Genomic DNA, 20,980 nt, shown 5'->3' with positions numbered 1-20,980 from the left:
TCACTATTGCTCCTGAGGCTACCGATTATACTTCTCCGTAGTTTCCTTTAAAAATTTCTTCTGCCCCGCTTTCAACTGCTTCCACTGAAAACGCCAATCCCAGTTTCCTGTTGCAGTTCCGGGCGTGTTCATCCGCGATTTTTCATCCAGCTCCAACACATCCTGCATAGGCAAAATAGCCGTATCGGCCACCGATGCCAAAGCCATTTCCATAATTTGTTTCGCAGCATGCTCCTCTGAAACATACTTTGCCACCAGTTCCTTTTCTTCCCCTTTAACCGCATTCAGCCAGCCTAAAGTGGTATTGTTATCGTGCGTACCCGAATAAACCACATAGTTTCGTTCGTAATTATGTGGCAGATCCCGGTTTGTCGCGTCAGTGGAGAAGGCAAACTGCAACACTTTCATTCCCGGCAGGTTAAAGCGTTCGCGCAAATGATCCACCTCGGTGGTAATTATACCCAGATCCTCAGCAATAAAAGGCAAAACTCCGATCTGGCTTTTTATCAAACTCAGCATTTCGTAACCGTGCGCCGGCACCCATCTGCCGTTAATGGCAGTTTCTTCATCAGCCGAAACCGACCAAAACGATTCCAATCCGCGAAAATGATCGATACGTACCAGGTTAAACATGTTCAGGTTAAAATGCAGGCGTGCCATCCACCAGTCGTAATCACGTTCTTTCAGGCGCTGCCAGTCAAAAACCGGGTTGCCCCACAACTGGCCTGTTTCCGAGAAATAATCAGGAGGCACACCTCCCACTTCTGTCGGATTCAGCTCATCGTCTAATAGAAAAATATCGGTATTGGTCCAAACATCCGAGCTATCGCCCGAAACGTAAAGCGGCACATCGCCAACAATCTGAATGCCTTTTTCGTTGGCATAACGTTTTAAACGGTGCCACTGCCTGAAAAACATAAACTGAACAAATTTCTCAAAAGCGATCTGCTGTTTCAGTTTTTCAGAAAGATTGGTTACGGCTTTCGGCTCTCTGAATTTTATTCCACGGTCCCATTCGCTCCAGTGCAATCCACCAAAATATTCACGCACCGAAATAAACAAGGCATAGTCGTTTAACCACCAGCCATGCTCATTCAGAAAGTGGTAATACTCATCGCGGAAATGATCAAACTTTTTCTCCTGAAAATGCTGAAAAGCCTTTTTTAACAGCGAGCTTTTCCATGCTGAAACTTTATCGAATTCCACTTTTGACTTTTTGAAAGCCGGTATCGTTTGAAAATCATCAACATTCAGCAGTTCCTCTTCCAAAAGCAGCTCCAAATCAATCAACACCGGATTTCCGGCAAAAGCAGAATAACACTGGTACGGCGAATTTCCGGCACCAACCGGACCAAGCGGAAGTATCTGCCAGAGTTTCTGACCGCTCTCCTCCAGAAAATCAACAAAGGCATAAGCCTCTTTCCCCAATGTTCCAACACCTTCCTGCCCCGGCAGCGAAGTTATATGCAGCAGAATTCCGCTTTTTCTAGTTGTCATTCTTAAAGTTTTCTCTGAATTGTTTTAAATGATCGGCAGTTTCGCGAACGATGCGTTGCACGGCCAATCCATGTTTTAAGTCGGCAATAACAGCTTCCGCGTCATCGCCCGTAAAAAACTGGTAATGCGCATGCACCATCGAGCGCAACCATCCTGGAGGCACGTGCCCCGAAGGAAAACTCGTAACAGGTTTGTAGTTGCTGCCAACTACCTGTTTCACCCACTGATCCGAACCTTCAGTGTAGTACTCAAAGTATTCCGGATTTTGCGATGAGTAACGGAATGCACCATTTTCAGCGTAAATCTCCAGCGACACCAAATCGCCCGAACCGGAACTAATCCGACTGGCCGACATATTCCCAACGGCACCGGTTTTTGGTTCGTACAACGACAGCGAACTAAACAAATCCGATCCGGCCGGCACACCCTCGAAATCGCCGGCCTGCAAGCCGCTTGTAATTTTCAGTTCTTCTCCCATAAAAGCCATCAACAGGCTAATTCCGTGCGATCCCAGATCGGCCATTGCACCGCCATCAGGAGCGGGAGTTAAACGCGTAACACGTTTGTTACGATAACTTTCCTGCAAGTAATCGCCGTGGTAATATTTCAAATCGAAATGAATGGGCTTTCCTATTTTTCCCGAGCGCCAGAATTTTAATCCCTCGCGAACCGATGAAGTCTGCAAATATTGAAATCCCACCTGAATACGAACATCCTGACCCGCCGTTTCCAGCAGCACTTTCATTTGTTCTTCCTCTTCCAACGAAGAACAAACCGGTTTCTCCAGGTAAATATATTTTACATTGGGCATTTGCAGTGCCAGTTTAAAATGCTCGAAATGCACTTTGTTCGGCCCTAAAATATATACCGCTTCAATTTTCTCATTCATTGCAAAATCCTCTACCGACTCAGCCTTTCCGAATCCCATCTGTTTGGCAAAGGCCTCGCGGCTTTCCACTCTTGCCGAAGCCACCGACTCCAAAATAATTTCGGGAACTTCGTTATAATAAAACTTCAGCGCCTGAATTGCATAAACGTGTGCACGGGCAATCCCGCCTGCACCAATAAATCCTACATATATTTTTTGCATGGTTTGTTTCAAATGTTTCGTCAAAAATAATGTTTTGTATAGAAGAATCTGTTCTATTTGTAAAAACAAAAGTGCCACCTGACTTAATCAGACAGCACTTTCTGCTCAAGCTATTTTAGTTTTTTACTTCAACCACTTATCCAACCAGTTGAAAAATACACGCTGCCACAAAATTCCATTTTGAGGTTGCAGCACCCAGTGGTTTTCTTCCGGTAAATACAGCATTTGTGCAGGCACTCCTCGTAATACAGCTGCATTAAATGCTGCCATTCCCTGCTCTGGCGGAACACGGTAGTCTTTTTCACCCTGTACAATCAAAATCGGAGTATCCCAGTTTCGCACATATTTATGCGGCGAGAATGAGTAGGAACGTTGCGCTGCTGCATTATCCTTTTCCCAGTAGGCACCACCGTAGTCGAAATTCACAAACCACATTTCTTCGGTTGTGGTGTACATGTGCTCGAAGTTAAAAATACCATCGTGAGCAATAAAAGCTTTGAATCGTTTTTCATGGTTTCCGGCCAAGTACATCACCGAATAACCGCCATAGCTTGCACCAACCGCACCCAATCTTGTTTCGTCAACAAAAGGCTCTTTGGCCATTTCATCGATGGCAGTCAGCAGGTCTTTAATATTCTGTCCACCATAATCTTTTGAAATCTGTTCGTTCCATTCCTGACCGAAACCGGGTAATCCACGTCGGTTTGGCGCTACAATAATATAATCGTTGGCTGCCATCATCTGGAAATTCCAGCGGTACGACCAAAACTGGCTAACCGTTCCCTGTGGTCCTCCCTGATTGTATAGCAGTGCCGGATATTTTTTGTTCGGATCGAAGTGTGGAGGATAGATCACCCAAACAGCCATTTGTTTTCCGTCGGTGGTTTCCATCCAGCGTTTTTCCACTTTCCCCATGGTAAGCTGATCCAGAATTCCCTTGTTCACGGTGGTTAAAGCTTTATCTTTTCCGGTAGTTGGATCAACCAAATACAACTCAGCCGGCTGCGACATGGAAACTTTTTGTGCCAACAACTGGTTTCCTACCGGAACTGCACTTTGATAATTGTGAACTCCATCGGTCAAACGGGTAATTGAATTATCGGCTAAAACCAATTGGTAAATTTCATCGGTTGCATGAATATCGCTGATAAAATAGATCGATTTTGAATCGGCACCCCAGCTTAATGCAGCGGCATTTTGATCGAAACCGGCGGTACAGTCTTTCTTTTCACAAGTTTCCAGATCAGCTACAAACAAACGGTTTTTATCCGCTTCATAACCATCGCGTTCCATACTTTCCCAGGCCAGGTATTTTCCGTCGGGCGAATAAACCGGATTCTGGTCGTAACCCATCATACCTTCTGTAAAGTTACTGGTTTTGCCACTTGCCACATCATACATGTAAATATCAGAATTGGTAGAAACAGCATATTCGCGCCCCACCTTTTTCTTACAAACGTACGCCAACGTTTTTGAATCCGGGCTCCAGACAATTTGCTCGGTTCCGCCAAAAGGTTTCATTGGCGAATCAAAACGTTCACCTTTCATAATGTCAGTTCCCGCTCCTACTTTTCCATCCGAATAATCGGCAATAAAAATGTGGTTATAGGTGTAATCGTGCCAGGTATCCCAGTGGCGGTACATAATATCTGTTTCCAGGCGTGCATTGGCTTTTGGCAAATCCGGGAAAAGATCGTGAATATCATTATCGAGCTTAACCGTTTTCAGGTAATATATTTTCGACATATCCGGTGCGTACTGAAATCCGAAAATTCCACCTTCAATTTCTGAAACCTTCTGCCTATCGCTGCCGTCAGGATTCATTTCCCACAATTGAACACTGCCCGAAGCCGATGACAAATAGCCGATCTTTTTTCCATCGGGGCGCCAAACAACATTGTATTCGTTACTGGCTGTGTTGGTGAGATTTTTTGCTTCTCCTCCCGCAACCGGAATTGTATAAATATCACGGTACGACTTATTCTCCTCAATATTGTAATAGGTTACCGTGTATAAAACCTGAGTTCCATCGGGCGAAACCTGTGCCCCTCCCAGGCGGCCAAACGACCATAAAACCTCAGGAGTCATTACATCTGAACTTAATTTCGGAGTTTCAGGCACATAGTTTTTAGCAACCTGCCCCGTCTCTTTTTGCGTACAGCTAACTATCGTCATGACAATTAAAATAAAAAGTGCAATTTTCTTCATTTTACTTTTTTGAAAAATTAGTGAATCCAAAATAAACATATTTAAAGTGCTCGGGCAATGATTTTTATACAAAAACCGTAAATATCGACTGAAAAAAATCTGTGGGGATTGGTTTGATGTCGGGTTTCCCATAAAAGAAAAAAGGCTACCCAATGATAGCCTTTTATAAACCTAAACCAAACCTAAGAAAATTTGTACCTTTTGTATTAGTTACGAGTAGTATATTCTAATCTCTTTTTACACTACCAAGCCCTTCAATATCGCGGGTAACTTTTGGATTTCCGGTGTAGCGAACTTTGCCAACACCTTCAATTTTGGCATACAGTGTTTCAACAGCATGTACCGAGCCGGTTCCAACTCCCTCAATCGCAAAACGGGCATTGTTCACACGAAGATCTTCCGCATCAACGTGTCCGGCTCCCGAGAGCTTAACATCTAAACTCTCAGCCACCCCACTCAACTGGACCAGCACACCGCCTTCGCCAACCAGCTCAATATCCTCGGCTTTCACCTCCAAATCAATCTTTGCTCCTCCTTCAACATGCACGTACAGGTCGTTCAAATCGAGGTACCCGTCGGTGTTTAAATTTAAACCGCCCTGCACTTTAATCTTATCCAGGCTTTTAAAAGTGACATACAAGTGAATGCGCTCGTAATTTATAAAGTCACGATCTACAACCACCCGCAATTCGTCGCCCCGGTTTTCAACATCCAGTTCATCCAAAACATCATCGTCGGGAGTTTTTATCGTTAACGCACTCTCGTTACCCTGCGATAAAAACACTTTATAACTGCCTTCGAGGTAGATGGCCGAGAAATTGTCGATATCGTAACGGCGCGAATCCCAGTCGTCGTCGTTTTGTGCCGAAAGGTTAACTGCAAATAAAATTGATAAGGTAAACAGCAATATTGTTTTCATAGTCTTTCTTTTTATAACGCTTCAAAAGTAAGGTTTCGTCTTTTGTATTTTGTACTTATTTCGATGAATACGTGCTTTTCCCAGATAAATGGAGGATTTGAGAACAGCTTCGGTTTTACTTCCGGGCATTTTTCAGCATAAAAAGCAACCCATAAAAAATTAAACCGGCAAGAACCAGAACCAGGAAAAAATCCATAAAAACATAGGTACGCGATGAAATGAGGCGATAAAAAATATACAAGGCCCCAAGTATAGTTCCCGCCATTAAACACCTTATAAAAAGCACATGAAATACTTTGATGAGTTGTGCCGAACAAAACAACCATAGTAAACCAAAAAGTAATACCCCTGCTCCTTCCCAATTTTTCCCGGTTTTCATTTCAACTAAACCGTACACTACCGGAAGTACGGAACATATTACCAAACTGCGCCCAATACTTTTTCTTATTTTTATTCGGGTTCGGTCTTTTCTAATTTTTGGGAACAGCGAAAACTGTATTTCTTCGCACCGGTATTCTTCAGAAAAAAGATCTTGCTCAGAGTGAATAATTCCACGTTTCAAGGCTTCCAGAATAGCCAGCTGCGCAGCTTCCGGCTGATAATGATCGCGCAATTTCAGCACCTCTTTTAGCTGCTCGTCGGAATAGTTCGGAATGTCTTCCCGGAAATCAAGCTCTCTATTTGAATATCTTTTCTGCCACATTTTATATCTTTTCTACCACATTTTATATCTTTTCTGCCACATTTTATATCTTTGAACAACGAACAGGCACGCCTGTTTCAGATGACAGTTGAAATAACCAAAAATAAATTTCATGTACAATTTTGAATTCAGAAATCCGGTTAAAATTCTTTTTGGAAAAGAATCGATTTCAAAACTATCCGGTGAAATTCCTACAGATGCAAACATTTTAATGATTTACGGTGGCGGAAGCATAAAACGCACCGGAGTATACGATCAGGTAATTGCCGCTTTAAAAGGTTGCACGGTTGAAGAATTTAGCGGAATTGAGGCCAATCCTCATTACGAAACCTGTATGGAAGCCGTAGATGTTGTAAAAAAGAAAAATATTGATTTTCTGCTGGCAGTAGGCGGAGGTTCAGTACTCGATGCCTCTAAATTTATTGCTGCTGCTGCCTTTTACGAAAACGGCGATCCGTGGGATATTCTTGCCGCGGGCGTAGCTGTTGAAAAAGCTTTGCCGCTGGGAGCAGTTTTAACCCTACCGGCAACAGGATCGGAGATGAACGGTAATTCAGTAATTACTCGCGCCGAAAGGCAGGAGAAAAAAGCTTTTGGTTCGCCACTGGTAATGCCGCAGTTTTCGGTACTCGATCCGGAATGTGTGTTTACCCTGCCCGACCGTCAGGTGGCCAACGGCGTTGTTGATGCCTTTGTTCACGTGATGGAGCAATACCTGACTTTCAAAGTAAATTCGCCGCTTCAGGACAGGCTGGCAGAAAGTATCCTGACCACTCTTATTGAGGAGGGACCAAAAGTATTGGCAGATCGGAAAAACTACGAAGCTGCTGCCAACTTTATGTGGTGTGCAACAATGGCACTAAACGGAATGATTGCTGTTGGTGTACCGCAAGACTGGTCGACACACGTTATTGGCCACGAATTGACTGCTTTCCACGGAATAGACCACGGAAGAACACTGGCCATTGTTTTGCCGGGTGTAATGCACATTAAGCGCGATAACAAAAAAGATAAGATCTTACAATATGGCGAACGCATTTGGGGCATTACAGCTGGTAACGAGAATGAAAGAATCGACGCCATTATTGCCCGAACTGTTGAGTTCTTTGAATCGTTAGGTGTACCATGCCGCTTGCCGGAATATGATGTTCCTGAATCGACCATAACTAAAATTGTTGACCGCTTTAAACAAAGCGAAGCCAAAATTGGTGAGAAACAGGATATGGATTACCTTGAAATTGAGAAGATCTTGAAAAACAGATTGTAATAGCTTTTCAGATAAAATAAAAGGTTGTCAGGCATGGTGTTTAATCACCCACTATCCCTGACAACCTTTTTTATGTATTAAAATAATCTCTGTATGCTGAATTCCTGAAGACCCGAAACAACAAATTAATTAGGTGACTTTTGTCTTCAAGCCAGACGGGCTCTTTCTTTTGCAATCGATCAAAAGAAAGCAAAAATCTTGTCAAAAAATAACCTTTGCGTTTTTTCAATGCGGCCAATTAGCCCGACTGACGGATTTTTGACGCGCCCGCAACAGATTTGCCAAAGTCCGCCTTCGAGAAAAAGCGTTAAGAAAATGAATGGATAGAACGTTAAAAAATCAAGTCTGTTTGACGATCGTTAGGCCTGAGGCACGAAGGACTAAAAGGAGGAGTTTCTTGATTTTAGTGAAAGGAATTTATTTTTAGCTTTTTATCGTCAGCGGTGGCTTTTTTGAATACTTTTTCAGCTATAGGAAAAAGTATTTTCTGTCTGAAAAGACAACTGAATGACAATCTATATATCAAACACAAACAATATGTATTCTTATTATTATTGATTTTATCTGGACTTTCTAACCCTATTTTGTATGTCTTCCTGTATGATTTTATAATACTCATTCATCAAACTTCGTAATACTTTATTATCCACATCAAACGAATGCCCGTCCACTTCGTTTACCGGAAGTATTTTTGGCGAAGTACCGGTTATAAAAGCGGCATCAAAACCAGTTAATCCATCCAGTTGTATTTCAGATTCAACTACTTTTAGCTTGAGGCGATTGGCGCAGGCGATTGTTTTTTGCCGGGTGATACCCAACAACACCTGCTTGCCCGGAGGTGTAATTATTTCATTGCCTTTTATAAAAAACACATTGCTTCGGCTTCCTTCGGTAATTCGCTGTACATGATCGACTAGCAGCACTTCGTAAAAACCTAAGGTTTCCATCAGTCGGTTCGCTTGTTTTCGAACTTCGGTTTGAAAAACTTTGGCATTGGGATTCATACGCTCGGCGTGTAACAACCCGCAGCGGATTCCCAACTTGTACTGTTCAGCGGAAGGATAATTATGGGCTATAAAAAAAGCTTTCAGGTTGGTTTTGCACGAAATAAGAATATTTCCCTCATCCACCTCGTTTCGAATGATTAGCTGATTTAAGAACGCCTCCAACTGCGTGCAGCTGTATCGAATCTCTTTTCCGGCCAGTTCGGCCGATGACTGCATTCGAAGCAAATGCTCATCCAAAAACAGTGGAACTCCGTTCACAACACGTAAAACTTCGTAGATTCCACCTTCGTTTTCGGCCGGCACAAAAGTAGAAACCGGCACAAGCCTACCGTTAAAAACAAAATATTTATGGATTGGAAAAAGTGCCATCTGTTTCTTTTGTGGTAAATTTATTGAAATGTTTCAAAAGCAATTCAAATGCCACCTGAAATTCCGTTGCCAATTCAATATAATCCTTACAAACATCACTTCCGTTTCCTGCTGAACGAAATTAAAGAATGGCGGGTTAACGACTGGAGCGTTACCGAAAAAGTACTTCTTTCGATCGGGAACAACCTGTTCGATTTCTACCTCGGAGAATTAACACCGGAGCAGATTTGTAATTCCAGCCTCAACTATTTCGAAACAAAAAATATTACCACCCAAACTGCCTTTAACCATTGGCTGGGAAATTCGGAGTGGAAAAAGATAACGTTATCCGACGAATCGCAATGGCTGATAAAACGAGGCAACCAGGCAGATCGTTACATCCATATTCATCCTGCAAAGTTTTCGAAACACACCATCAGGGTACGCGCCACTACATTAAAAACGGTACTGACTTTATGCGTGCACAAAATTCCGATTAGCGATGACGGGGAGCAAAATCTACAGTACGTTAACAAACATCGGTCTTCGTACCTGCAACTTTCGCCAATAAAATCGTTGGATGAAGAAGATTCAGGAATCTTAAAACTCTGGCAACTTTTTGTAAATGCAGCAATTATTTCTTAACCCTGAAGCTGCAAAACCTCGAGCACTGCATTTTTGTAACTGCGTCCGATAGGCAATTCTTTTCCCGGAACCTCGATACTTGTAGAGGTAAATGCTTCGATTTTTGACAGCGACACTATAAACGATTTATGAATACGCATAAAACCACTGTCGGGCAGTTTTTCCGACATATGGGTCATGCTGGTTTTTGTGATGATCTTTTTCTCAGTAGTATATATCTGCACATATTCGCTCAAACCCTCAACATAAAGTATTTCGTTTAAATGAACTTTTAAGACCTTTTTATTCTCTTTCACATAAATAAAGGCTTCATCAGATTTTCCATTGGTTGAGGCTACGGGTTGAGCGGCCGGAATATCATCCTGAACCGATTGATAATATTTATTTACCGATTTTAAAAAACGCTCAAAGGTTATTGGTTTCAGCAGAAAGTCAACCACATCCAACTCAAAGCCTTCAAGAGCGTACTCGCGGTAGGCAGTGGTAATAATAACTTTTGGCGGATTTTTTAATGTCCGTAGGAATTCGATTCCTGTGATCTGGGGCATCTGAATGTCCATAAACATCAGATCGATTTTGTGATTGTGAAGCTCCTGCAAGGCTTTCATGGCATCGCCACATTCTGCACAAATTTCAAAATTATCTAGTTTTTCAATGTGCGAGCGCATCAAGTCACGTGCAAGAGGCTCATCATCGATAATGAGGCACTTAGTTTTCATGGTAATACGGAATTAGCTTTCGTTTTCTGTTTAATCCGAAGTACATGCTTCGGTCTGTTTTCAATCTGTTTTTAAAATAGTACGAGAAACAGGTATAGTGTTACACTTTTACGGATAAATTTCTATACTAAATTCTCTAAAATTGTCATCAATGTTCTTCACCAACCGGTGTTTGCCGGGGTAATTATAATGCAAACGCCGGTAGGTAATTTTATTGTCTTCAGTGTCGGCTATCTTAAAACCGTTTTCGCTCCAAAATGTAAACGAAAACAGCAAATACTTTCGTTCCGCTTTTATAATGACTGTACTTTCATACGTTTCGTTACACTCGTAGGCAACTTTTATTGCAGAATTTATAAACGGAAGCAGCAAAAGTGGTGGAACAACATATGATTTAAGGTTTCCGCTAACAATAAAATTACTACTTAGCCGCTCTCCCAAAGCGTGGTTATGAATGGTCATAAACTCCTCCAGTAACTTAACTTCCAGCTCAAGCGGTATCAGTTCTTCTTTTCCTTCATAAAGAAACCGGTTGAGGAAGTTCGAAATATTAATAATCATTTCCGGTGCCGTTTCCGCCTTTTTTAACGACAGAACTTCCAGCTCCTCAATCAATTCCAGAACAATGCGGGGTTGCAACTGATACCGGTAAATTTCCAGCTCAGTTTCGAGTTTCGAACGCAGCAACTCTTCTTTCTGGTACTCGGCCCGATACCACGAACTACCGGCTTTTATGGCCAGGAATACTAAAATGATATAATGATTACCAAAACCGCTGATCACAATATTTTTAAGATTCAGGAATCCGGGAGCAAACATTTTGCTTTTGTCGAAAAGATAAAAAACAAGGTAGTTGCTCCAAAGTAATTCAGTCACCGAAAAAACAATGAGAAGAACAGTTACACCTGCTGCAAACAATAAGTAACGCCCCAGGAAAAATGTTCTGGGTAAAAGCCAGTAGGCAATTAAATAGGTATGTGCTACAAAAACAGGTAAAGTAATGAGGTAATACATTAGCCAAACATGTAACGAAGCAATTCCTTCGTTCAAGGTTTGAATAAAGGTGAACGATATTACCCATGCCGCCCAGAAGATGACATGCAAAATATAATCCCTTTTAGCGATATGTAATATGCCTGTGTTCATGTGTATTTATTAATTCCAGACGCACTTTAAAACGGTCGCCCAGATCGTTCACTTTCAGGTCATAACCCTGTCCGTCGTAAATAATATTTAAACGCCTTTTTAATCCGCTGTAGCCACTTCCCCGCTCAATTTCTTTTGTCTTTTTCTGCAAACCTTCGGGCTTGCTGTTTTCGGTTTCGATAATTATTTTTTCATCGGTAGCTTGTACCAAAATAGTAATCCACGGTGCGCCGGCATCCAGACTACTGCCGTGTTTAAAACTGTTTTCAACCAGCAGAAACACTACCATTGGAGGAATTTGCGCCGTGTTTAAATCGCCCTCGGTTTTGTAACTCACCTGCAAGCGTTTCCCGTAACGTAATTTCTCCAGCTGAAGGTAATTTTCAACGAGTTCCACTTCATCTTTTAACGATACAAATTCTTTCAGGCTTTCGTTAATAATATAAGTCAGCACAATTTTCATGCGGCTAATAACCTCGTTGGTTTTGCCGGGATTAAGCAAGGACAATGCATAGAGATTGTTAATGGTGTTAAACATGAAATGCGGATCGAACTGCGATTGCAAAAGTGTTGTTTGTGCTTTTCGGTGTTGCTGCTCCAGTTTCTTTCTGAGGTTCTCTGTAAGAACGTAATCCTTAACATATTTTCCAATACAAAACAAGGCCACAATAAAGGTCATGTCTTTGGTATTCATCACAATCAACCGAAGATTAAAAGCACCGTTTCCGGATATATTTTCGGGAGCTATTGAAGCATAAAAAATATAATCGGAGAACAATAATTTTAATGCCGACAAGCCAATTCCAACCAGTAAAAAAACGACAATAAACCAAAAGGGTTTGGCTTTTAACAACAACTCGGGAATCAGTAAAAAAATGGTAATATAAGCGTAGCCAAAAAAGAAAAAGGCATTGCCAAGTGTTATTCCGAAAACGTGAAGCAGGCTGTTGTTTTCGCTTTGAACAAATAGAATCCCCGTAAACAATACCACAGTAAATACAAAGAATAAAATATGCCTTGTTCCCCGGTAAAGCACACTGTTATTGTACAACAATTTGTTCATACCATTAACTCCCCTATCATAAAGGTAACAACATTTATAAGAGCTCTTCGAAGATAAACATCGGGAGAGTAGCAAAATCCTGTCGTTGACTGACAGAAATTGTCGTTTTGCAGCAAAAAAACTTCCATTCATTGAAAAGCCCTGCGTTGTAACAACGCAGGGCCTTCGAGTAAAGTACTCACTAATTTTATATTACCCTTTCAAATTCTACTCACTCTTTATTTTCAATGGTTTCTGTTTTTTGTTCTGTTCTGTTAAGAGAAAAAACCCCCGCCCCTCTGGCGGGGATTAGCTTTTCACATTTCTATGAAAAAAATTGCGCTGTATAATTTCTTTTTAAAAACTGGCTTGATATTCGTCTTTCACCAAATCAGGGAAATAACATGCAATCAAACCCAGTAAATCGTCCTGCGATTTTTTGTTCTGGCAAATTACCCGTTGTGAGTAGTAGGCAACTCTGTCCAGTTTCAGTTCCATTTCTTCTTTTGGCAACTGCTGGAAACGAGCTTCCATTTTCTTCACTCCAAACACATGGTTTCGGCAGGTATATTCAATTTCAAACTCATCAGTGCGAACAATAAATGTTGTACATTTTTTTCCTTCTTCGCACAAAACTCCAATTCGTATAGGATTGCTAATATTTTCGTACGTTAACTCGTAAGTTTCCAATAGCTGATCGTCGTAAACCATTGGCGAGCTTGAATTAACTATAGTATACTTACCAAATTCGGTAAGTGAGTTTCCGGTCATCGCCTTTCCGTCTTTTATTTTTGCGGTGGCGCCCATGCTTAAAATTGCAAGGCAAATGCTTAATAGAACTAGTTTTGTTTTCATCTTATTATTGTTTTAATTGTTCTTATACTTCAAATTTATGTAACTAACTGACGTGATGCTTTTTAATTCAGCATTCAGTAATTAACCGCCAATAAACGTCAGGTTTTATTCTGCAAAATTCGTTAACCGTTATTCACCTGCCTTCTGCTACAGTTGCCCTTAAAATTGTGCTGTTGGCTGTTCTACGAAATCAATCATTGCACACCTTCGGTAAAAGTTTTAGCCTGTGATGGGCTGAAAAAGAAAGTTTTATTTTACTTTGCATGCTATGGAAATTGCTTCGCTGAGCAACATAAAAAAGGAATTAAAGAACCTGCCGCCCGAGGTTTTACAAGATGTAATAACCCGGCTGGCCAAATATAAAAAAGACAATAAAGAGCTACTTAGTTATCTATTGTTTGAAGCTCATAACGAAGATGAATACATCAGGCAGGTAAAAGAAGAAATCGACCTGGAATTTATGAGCCTGAACCGCAGCAGCTTTTACTTAGCAAAAAAAACAATTCGGAAAGTTTTAAAAACTACCAATAAGCACATTCGTTTTTCGGGCAAAAAAGAAACGGAAATTGAACTGTTGCTATATTTCTGCAAGAAGCTAAAAAACTCGCGCCTGGATTATAAACGCAGCCGGGTTGTATTCAACATGTACCTGAACCAGGTAAAACGGATTCAAAAAGTTATTTCCATGCTTCACGAAGATTTACAATACGATTACCGCGAAGAACTGGAAGCGCTATAAAACAACAATTCTCATTCATTCTGAAAAGCCGTCCGAACATCCTATTAATAAATACGTTACTGTGTTAAGGTTTGTAAACGATATTGTTTAAACCATAAACGCCATGCGAATTCTTTTAACCGGAGCAACCGGATACATAGGAAAAAGACTGCTGCCCGTATTGGTACACAAAGGGCACCATGTAACATGTGTTGTAAGAGACAAAAAACGTGCTGCATTTGGCACTACCATTGAAAAATCGATTGAAATTATTGAGGCGGATCTGCTGGACAAACAAAGCCTGCAAAAAATACCGGAAGACATAGACATTGCCTATTATCTGGTTCATAGTATGTCCGACTCGCGCGATTACGAAGAACAGGAAAAATTATCGGCTATAAACTTCAGGGAGCGAGTAAATAAAACCACAACCAAACAGGTGATTTATTTAAGTGGTATTGTTAACAACCAAGCGCTTTCCAAACACCTGAAATCGAGATTAAACGTTGAACAGGAACTGGCAAAAGGCGATTATGCGCTAACCACACTTCGAGCAGGAATTATTATCGGTTCCGGTAGTGCCTCTTTCGAAATTATTCGCGACCTGGTGGAGAAGCTGCCGGTAATGGTAGCGCCAAAGTGGTTGAAAACACGTTGCCAGCCCATTGCTATTTCCGATGTTATTCGATTTCTGGAACTATCGATAAACAACCATGCAGTATTCAACAAAAGTTTCGATATTGGAGGCAACGAAATTCTCACCTACAAACAAATGCTGCTGCGCTTTGCAAAAGTTAGGGGCTTAAAACGCCGGATCATTTCAGTGCCGGTAATGACTCCGCGGTTATCGTCGTACTGGCTGTATTTTGTTACCTCAACCTCCTATAAACTGGCCACTTCGCTGGTCGACAGTATGCGCGTTGAAGTAATTGCACGCAACGATGAGCTGACCCAACTTTTTAATCTGCAACTGCTAAGCTACGAGCAGAGTTTGCAACAGGCCTTTAAAAAGATCGAACAGAATGAAATTATCTCGAGTTGGAAAGATTCGTTTATTAGCGGGCACTTGCACGGGCAGCTCTCGGATTTTATAAATGTTCCGAACTTTGGTTGTTTCAAAGATGTACGTATAGCAGAAACGCCCTCGGCGGAAAATACCATTGAAAAAATATGGCAAACAGGTGGAGAGAACGGTTGGTATTACGGTAACCGGCTTTGGAAATTTCGTGGATTTATGGATAAAGTGGCCGGTGGCGTAGGGCTTCGCAGAGGCCGAACCAATATGCACACAATAAGTGCCGGTGATGCCATTGATTTTTGGCGGGTGATTTATGCCGGAAAAATGGAAGGACGTTTATTGCTTTATGCCGAAATGAAAATTCCCGGCGAAGTTTGGCTTGAATTTAAAATTCGCAATAATCAGCTGATTCAAACAGTCACCTTCAGGCCAAAAGGACTTTGGGGAAGAATGTACTGGTACCTGTTCAAACCGTTTCGTTCGTTTGTTTTTAAACGAATGATAGCGAATATTGTTAAATGCTGAAAACTTACATTTGCAGAAAGAAAATGAATAAGATTAACATCGTTTGGTTACGACGCGATTTACGACTGACTGATAATACCGCATTGCAGCAAGCCCTGAAAAGTGATAACAAAACAGCAGTGCTTTTTATATTCGACACCAATATTCTGGACGAACTGGATAAAGATGATGCCCGCATAACTTTTATTCATCAGCAACTGACCAAACTGGATAAAGAACTACAAACGATGAACTCCGGGTTGCTGGTAAAAACCGGCGAGCCATTAAAAATCTGGCAAGAATTGATCAACGATTTTGAAATTGGAGAAGTACACTTTAACCGCGATTATGAACCTTATGCTACTGATAGAGATGACCAGTTAAAGCAAGTTCTAAAGAAAAACAGCATCTCCGTTTTCTCACACAAAGACCAGGTAATTTTCGAGCCCCACGAAGTTTTAAAAACAGACGGAACGCCTTACACAGTTTTTACCCCTTATAAAAACAAATGGCTTGAGCATTTTGATCCGCAACAACTAAAAGTTGAAGAGCATATTAAAACGAATTCTTTCGCTTCTATTGAATCTTCTCTACCAACATTGGAGGCAATCGGTTTTCGGAAATCAACAATTTCTGTAAAAGACTACGATTTATCAGTTGTAGAGAATTATAGCAAAACACGAAACTTTCCGGCAATTCACGGAACCAGCCAGCTTAGTGTTCACCTGCGTTTTGGAACAGTTAGCATCCGCAAAATTGTACAGCAAGTGTACACGCAATCACCCGATTTTCTGAGCGAACTGGTTTGGCGCGAGTTTTTTATGCAGATACTTTTCCATTTCCCACGTGTGGTAAACGAGAATTTCAGAACCAAATACAACGGGATACAGTGGCGCAATAACGAAAAAGAATTTGAGCGTTGGTGCACCGGAGAAACCGGCTACCCAATTGTAGATGCCGGAATGCGCGAACTGAATAAAACCGGTTATATGCACAACCGTGTACGCATGATAACGGCTAGCTTCTTGTGTAAACACCTGCTTATCGACTGGCGCTGGGGAGAAGCGTATTTTGCAAAAAAACTACTCGATTTTGAGCTTTCATCAAACAACGGAAACTGGCAATGGGCCGCAGGAACCGGTTGCGATGCAGCGCCATACTTTCGGGTTTTTAATCCTGCCGAGCAGGTGAAAAAGTTCGATAAGGAGATGCGTTACATCAAAAAGTGGGTGCCCGAATTTCAGGAGCTTTCCTACCCTGCGCCAATGGTCGACCATAAAATGGCCCGCAACCGAGCACTGGAAACCTACAAAAAAGGCATCGCTGAATAATTCTTCTCATTAGTTATAGATAACATAAAAACTTCGAACAAATTATTACCTTTAGCCAACCATCAATAGACCTGATATGAACAAAAAAAGCTGTCTGCTCATCATACTTTTGCTTCCCTTAATAACTTTTGCTCAACTGGAAAATGTACGATCAACACTTGAAATTTATAATATTGTAACCAACGAACGTGAAATCGTCCGCAGTGAAGAAGCCCATTTTGAAGCACCAAACTGGAGTAGCGACGGAAGTTTTTTGCTTATCAATCAGGACGGAAAATTGTATAAAGTTGATCTGGAAACGAATACAAAAACAATGCTAAACACCGACTTTGCCGACCGCTGTAATAACGATCACGGAATCTCATTCGATGGTAAATGGCTGGCAATAAGTCACCAGGCCGAGTCGGAACCGGCAAGTGGTGAATCCCCAAAAAAAGGATCACGAATTTATGTTTTACCCATAGAAGGAGGAACACCCAAAGCAGTTACACCAAAGGTGCCGTCGTACTGGCACGGCTGGTCGCCCGATGGAAAACGTCTGGCTTATTGTGCAGAACGTAACGGCGAATACGATGTGTATACCATTTCAATTGACGGAGGTGAAGAAACCCGTTTAACTACCGAAACCGGGTTGGACGACGGCCCGGAATATTCGCCCAACGGGAAAACCATTTATTACAACTCAATGGCTTCCGGAAAAATGGAGATCTGGCAGATGAATGTTGATGGCTCGAATAAAAAACAGTTGACCAATGATACTTATTCCAATTGGTTTGCACACCCGTCTCCCGACGGAGAATATCTGGTACTTATTAGTTATCATCAGGATCAGGGCAGTGCTCATCCGGCCATGAAAGAAGTTTCGTTGCGCTTAATGAATCTTTCCGACGGATCGATAAAAACATTGTGCTCATTCACCGGCGGACAAGGAACCATTAATGTCCCCTCGTGGGCACCCGATGGCAATCATTTTGCCTTTGTTAGCTACGAGTACATCAAAAAATAAATCCGGCTAATTAAAACGTTCAACACCCATGCTAACAAACTCTAAATCTGTCGTTAGCAAGCTGTTACTTATTCCATAATCTTAACAAGAATTAAATTTTTCAAATTATAAAAAATGAATACCGAAAACACTTTTAACGAAGAAACACTACCTACAGAGAATCAACCGGCAGCAAAACCAGAAACACTGGAACTTACTGAAGATATTAACCACAACCTGCACAGCGCCGGAAAATGGAGCCAGTTTTTGTCCATCCTTGGATTTATTGGAACCGGATTTATGGTATTGGGCGGAATCAGCGTGAGTCTTATGACAGCATTTATTCCTGCCACAAAACCAAACATATTTCCATTTCCGATGGCTTTATTCGGACTATTATACATCGTTTTTGCCGGTGTATATTTCCTGCCCATTTTATATTTGTTTCGTTTTTCAAACAGTATTAAACAAGCCGTTGCACTAAAAAAGCAGGATCAACTGTCAATTGCTTTCAATAATCTGCGGGCACATTACAAAACCTTTGGCATTATCATGATTGTAATTATGTGTCTCTACCCCATCATGATAATTGGAATGGTGCTAATTGGAATATTCTCAGGATTGGGAGCCGCAGGTGGTGGTATTCCGATGTAAAATGGATTGACGGATTGAGGGACTGAAGGATTGATAATTGAAGGACTGAAGGACATGCTATATTTAAGTCATTGGTCATTGGATATTATTGTAAACCTGAAACTTTTACCTTTTTACTTTTGCCTTTCTCACCGTGTAACACTGAGCCTCCTTTGTGAAACTTTGTGCTAAAGGTTGAAGAAGATTGTGAAGACAAAATTCTGACTATTTGGGAATAATTACGGATTATAAAAACTCGTAGCTGATAACTCTGGCTGGTAGCTTCTCTCTAAACTATTTCTTATTTTTGCGGCAGAATAAAAACAAACAAAATGAGCGACGACAAGAAAATAATTTTTTCGATGTATAAGGTGAGTAAAACCTACCCACCTAGTAAAACAGTTATTAAGGATATTTCGCTTTCGTTTTTCCTTGGAGCCAAAATCGGAATCATCGGTTTAAACGGATCGGGAAAATCGACCCTGTTAAGAATTATTGCCGGGCAGGATGAAGCCTTTAACGGCGAACTGGTTTTTGCACCGGGCTATTCGGTAGGTTTGCTTGAACAGGAGCCACAACTCGACGAGAGCAAAACCGTTATCGATGTGGTAAAAGAAGGTACACAGGAAACCGTTGATGTGCTGAACCGCTACGAAGAAATCAACCAGCAATTCGGGCTACCGGAGGTGTATGAAAATCCGGATAAAATGGACGAGCTGATGAAAGAGCAGGCCGAGCTGCAGGAAAAAATGGATGCACTGGACGCCTGGAACCTCGACAGTAAACTGGAACGTGCCATGGACGCACTACAGTGTCCGCCAAACGACCAGCCCATAAGCGAACTTTCAGGTGGTGAACGCCGTCGTCTTGCCCTGTGTCGTTTGTTGTTACAGGAACCTGATGTGCTGTTGCTCGATGAGCCTACCAACCACCTGGATGCCGAAAGTATTTTGTGGCTGGAAGCCCACCTCGATCAGTATAAAGGAACGGTTATCTGTATTACGCACGACCGTTATTTCCTTGATAATGTTGCCGGCTGGATTCTGGAACTCGACCGTGGCCAGGGTATTCCGTGGAAAGGTAACTACACCTCGTGGCTGGAACAAAAATCAAAACGTCTGGAGCAGGAAGAGAAAGGCAGCCAGAAACGCAAAAAGACACTGGAACGCGAGCTGGAATGGGTTCGAATGGCACCAAAAGCACGTCAGGCTAAAAGCAAAGCCCGTTTAAGCGCTTACGATAAGATGTTGAATGAAGACGCCAAACAGAAAGAAGAAAAACTGGAGATCTTTATTCCGAACGGTCCGCGGCTTGGCGATAAAGTAGTTGAAATGGAAGGTGTGAAGAAAGGTTTTGGCGAGAAACTGTTGTTTGAAGACCTGAGTTTTAAACTTCCACCTGCCGGAATAATTGGCGTAATCGGGCCAAACGGTGCCGGAAAAACCACACTGTTTAAACTGATAATGAAACAACTGGAGGCAGACGCCGGAAGTATTGACATTGGCGAAACGGTAAAAGTAAGTTACGTGGATCAAACCCATGCCGCCATTGATCCGGAAAAAACAGTTTACCAGGTTATTTCAGGTGGAACGGAAACCATAATGCTGGGCAACAAACAAGCCAATGCGCGCGCTTATGTTGGGCGTTTTAATTTTAATGGTGCCGACCAGGAAAAGAAATGCGGCGTACTTTCGGGTGGTGAACGTAACCGTCTGCACCTTGCGCTGGCTCTTAAATCGGAAGGTAACCTTTTGCTGCTCGATGAGCCTACCAACGACATCGATGTAAATACGCTGCGTGCACTGGAAGAAGGTTTGGATAGCTTTGCCGGCTGTGCCGTAGTAATTTCGCACGATCGCTGGTTCCTCGACCGTATTGCCACGCATATTTTAGCGTTTGAAGGCGACGGTCATGTGCATTTCTTTGAAGGTTCGTTCTCGGAATATGAAGAAAACCGCAAAAAACGTATGGGTAACGAAACACCAAAACGTTTTAAATATAAGAAACTGATGGCGTAAGAAAGCGCTTGAAGACCGAAGTCGGGAGTCCGAAGTTAAGACCCGTTCTGTATGATTTAACAATTACAGAACGGGGCTTTTTTCTGAAAGTCCCCATCTTTTTATGTGTATTGCCGTTTGAGTTTCGTCCGGGAGAACCATCTGGCTTCGATCTGCTTTCTTCGCCGGACGATTTCCCTTTGGTCATTTCATCCCGGCGCTACGCACCGGGTTATTCACATTCGACGCTTCCAGCGTCATAAAAACTTGCAATTGCCACATTTCAGGTCAATAAACTCGTCTTAATTTTGTAATTCAGTTCAATATCCCGAAGGGATAAAATATGAC

18 protein-coding genes are annotated in these 20,980 nt (G+C 41.9%); 8 read left to right on the top strand and 10 right to left on the bottom strand.

Annotation, left to right across the window (positions count from 1 at the left end; translation table 11 throughout):
- Positions 1-18: 18 nt before the first annotated feature.
- The 5 genes from malQ to ABZB17_RS08345 all read right to left on the bottom strand — a co-directional run bounded on the left by malQ (position 19) and on the right by ABZB17_RS08345 (position 6,417).
- Entirely contained in the window at positions 19-1,497 is a 1,479-nt protein-coding gene (gene malQ, locus ABZB17_RS08365) for a 4-alpha-glucanotransferase (protein ID WP_372649348.1), read from the bottom strand.
- Positions 1,487-2,587: a Gfo/Idh/MocA family protein gene (locus ABZB17_RS08360; RefSeq protein ID WP_372649346.1), complete on the bottom strand. Its 1,101-nt coding sequence runs from the start codon at positions 2,585-2,587 to the stop codon at positions 1,487-1,489. Before ABZB17_RS08360 ends, malQ begins: the two co-directional genes overlap by 11 nt.
- Before the next feature lie 123 nt (positions 2,588-2,710).
- Positions 2,711-4,795 carry a prolyl oligopeptidase family serine peptidase gene (locus tag ABZB17_RS08355; protein WP_372649344.1) on the bottom strand — a complete coding sequence of 695 codons (2,085 nt, stop codon included), beginning with the start codon at positions 4,793-4,795 and terminating at the stop codon, positions 2,711-2,713.
- A gap of 226 nt (positions 4,796-5,021) precedes the next feature.
- Positions 5,022-5,714: a head GIN domain-containing protein gene (locus ABZB17_RS08350; RefSeq protein ID WP_372649342.1), complete on the bottom strand. Its 693-nt coding sequence runs from the start codon at positions 5,712-5,714 to the stop codon at positions 5,022-5,024.
- A 115-nt stretch (positions 5,715-5,829) separates the two neighbouring features.
- Positions 5,830-6,417 (bottom strand): hypothetical protein, encoded by a 588-nt coding sequence (locus ABZB17_RS08345; protein ID WP_372649340.1) that lies wholly within the window; start codon positions 6,415-6,417, stop codon positions 5,830-5,832.
- Positions 6,418-6,529: 112 nt separating this feature from the next.
- Between ABZB17_RS08345 and ABZB17_RS08340 the strand changes: the two genes are divergently transcribed.
- Positions 6,530-7,684 carry an iron-containing alcohol dehydrogenase gene (locus ABZB17_RS08340; RefSeq protein ID WP_372649338.1) on the top strand — a complete coding sequence of 385 codons (1,155 nt, stop codon included), beginning with the start codon at positions 6,530-6,532 and terminating at the stop codon, positions 7,682-7,684.
- A 560-nt stretch (positions 7,685-8,244) separates the two neighbouring features.
- Here the strand turns inward: ABZB17_RS08340 and ABZB17_RS08335 are convergent.
- A complete protein-coding gene (locus ABZB17_RS08335; protein ID WP_372649336.1) occupies positions 8,245-9,060 on the bottom strand; it encodes an aminotransferase class IV in 816 nt (271 codons plus the stop codon).
- 48 nt (positions 9,061-9,108) lie between these two features.
- Here ABZB17_RS08335 and ABZB17_RS08330 point away from each other — a divergent pair, with 48 nt between their 5' ends.
- Positions 9,109-9,684: a hypothetical protein gene (locus tag ABZB17_RS08330; RefSeq protein WP_372649334.1), complete on the top strand. Its 576-nt coding sequence runs from the start codon at positions 9,109-9,111 to the stop codon at positions 9,682-9,684.
- Here ABZB17_RS08330 and ABZB17_RS08325 read toward each other — a convergent pair.
- The 4 genes from ABZB17_RS08325 to ABZB17_RS08310 all read right to left on the bottom strand — a co-directional run bounded on the left by ABZB17_RS08325 (position 9,681) and on the right by ABZB17_RS08310 (position 13,446).
- Complete coding sequence (locus tag ABZB17_RS08325; RefSeq protein WP_372649332.1) at positions 9,681-10,403, bottom strand: LytR/AlgR family response regulator transcription factor; 723 nt, start codon at positions 10,401-10,403, stop codon at positions 9,681-9,683. The genes ABZB17_RS08330 and ABZB17_RS08325 overlap by 4 nt on opposite strands.
- A gap of 108 nt (positions 10,404-10,511) precedes the next feature.
- Complete coding sequence (locus tag ABZB17_RS08320) at positions 10,512-11,549, bottom strand: histidine kinase (protein WP_372649330.1); 1,038 nt, start codon at positions 11,547-11,549, stop codon at positions 10,512-10,514.
- Complete coding sequence (locus ABZB17_RS08315; RefSeq protein ID WP_372649328.1) at positions 11,521-12,612, bottom strand: sensor histidine kinase; 1,092 nt, start codon at positions 12,610-12,612, stop codon at positions 11,521-11,523. The genes ABZB17_RS08320 and ABZB17_RS08315 overlap by 29 nt, the downstream gene beginning before the upstream one ends.
- Positions 12,613-12,948: 336 nt before the next feature.
- Positions 12,949-13,446 carry a hypothetical protein gene (locus ABZB17_RS08310; protein ID WP_372649326.1) on the bottom strand — a complete coding sequence of 166 codons (498 nt, stop codon included), beginning with the start codon at positions 13,444-13,446 and terminating at the stop codon, positions 12,949-12,951.
- 268 nt (positions 13,447-13,714) lie between these two features.
- Between ABZB17_RS08310 and ABZB17_RS08305 the strand changes: the two genes are divergently transcribed.
- The 6 genes from ABZB17_RS08305 to ettA all read left to right on the top strand — a co-directional run bounded on the left by ABZB17_RS08305 (position 13,715) and on the right by ettA (position 20,653).
- A complete protein-coding gene (locus ABZB17_RS08305) occupies positions 13,715-14,185 on the top strand; it encodes a hypothetical protein (protein WP_303917840.1) in 471 nt (156 codons plus the stop codon).
- A 103-nt stretch (positions 14,186-14,288) separates the two neighbouring features.
- A complete protein-coding gene (locus ABZB17_RS08300; RefSeq protein WP_372649324.1) occupies positions 14,289-15,707 on the top strand; it encodes an SDR family oxidoreductase in 1,419 nt (472 codons plus the stop codon).
- Positions 15,708-15,730: 23 nt separating this feature from the next.
- Positions 15,731-17,017: a deoxyribodipyrimidine photo-lyase gene (locus ABZB17_RS08295; RefSeq protein WP_372649322.1), complete on the top strand. Its 1,287-nt coding sequence runs from the start codon at positions 15,731-15,733 to the stop codon at positions 17,015-17,017.
- 76 nt (positions 17,018-17,093) lie between these two features.
- On the top strand, positions 17,094-18,023 hold the full coding sequence (locus tag ABZB17_RS08290; protein ID WP_372649320.1) for a TolB family protein: 930 nt from the start codon (positions 17,094-17,096) through the stop codon (positions 18,021-18,023).
- 114 nt (positions 18,024-18,137) lie between these two features.
- The gene (locus ABZB17_RS08285) at positions 18,138-18,656 is read left to right on the top strand and encodes a hypothetical protein (RefSeq protein ID WP_372649318.1); all 519 of its coding nucleotides are present in this window, start codon (positions 18,138-18,140) and stop codon (positions 18,654-18,656) included.
- Between the two features lie 311 nt (positions 18,657-18,967).
- Positions 18,968-20,653, top strand: coding sequence for an energy-dependent translational throttle protein EttA (ettA, locus tag ABZB17_RS08280; protein WP_372649316.1), 1,686 nt, complete (start codon positions 18,968-18,970; stop codon positions 20,651-20,653).
- The last annotated feature ends 327 nt before the right edge of the window (positions 20,654-20,980 follow it).

Origin of the sequence: Draconibacterium sp., from assembly GCF_041583095.1 — a bacterium.
Taxonomy (GTDB): domain Bacteria; phylum Bacteroidota; class Bacteroidia; order Bacteroidales; family Prolixibacteraceae; genus Draconibacterium.
The sequence above is the reverse complement of the archived record's forward strand: the minus strand, read 5'-3'. Positions and strand labels throughout refer to the sequence as shown.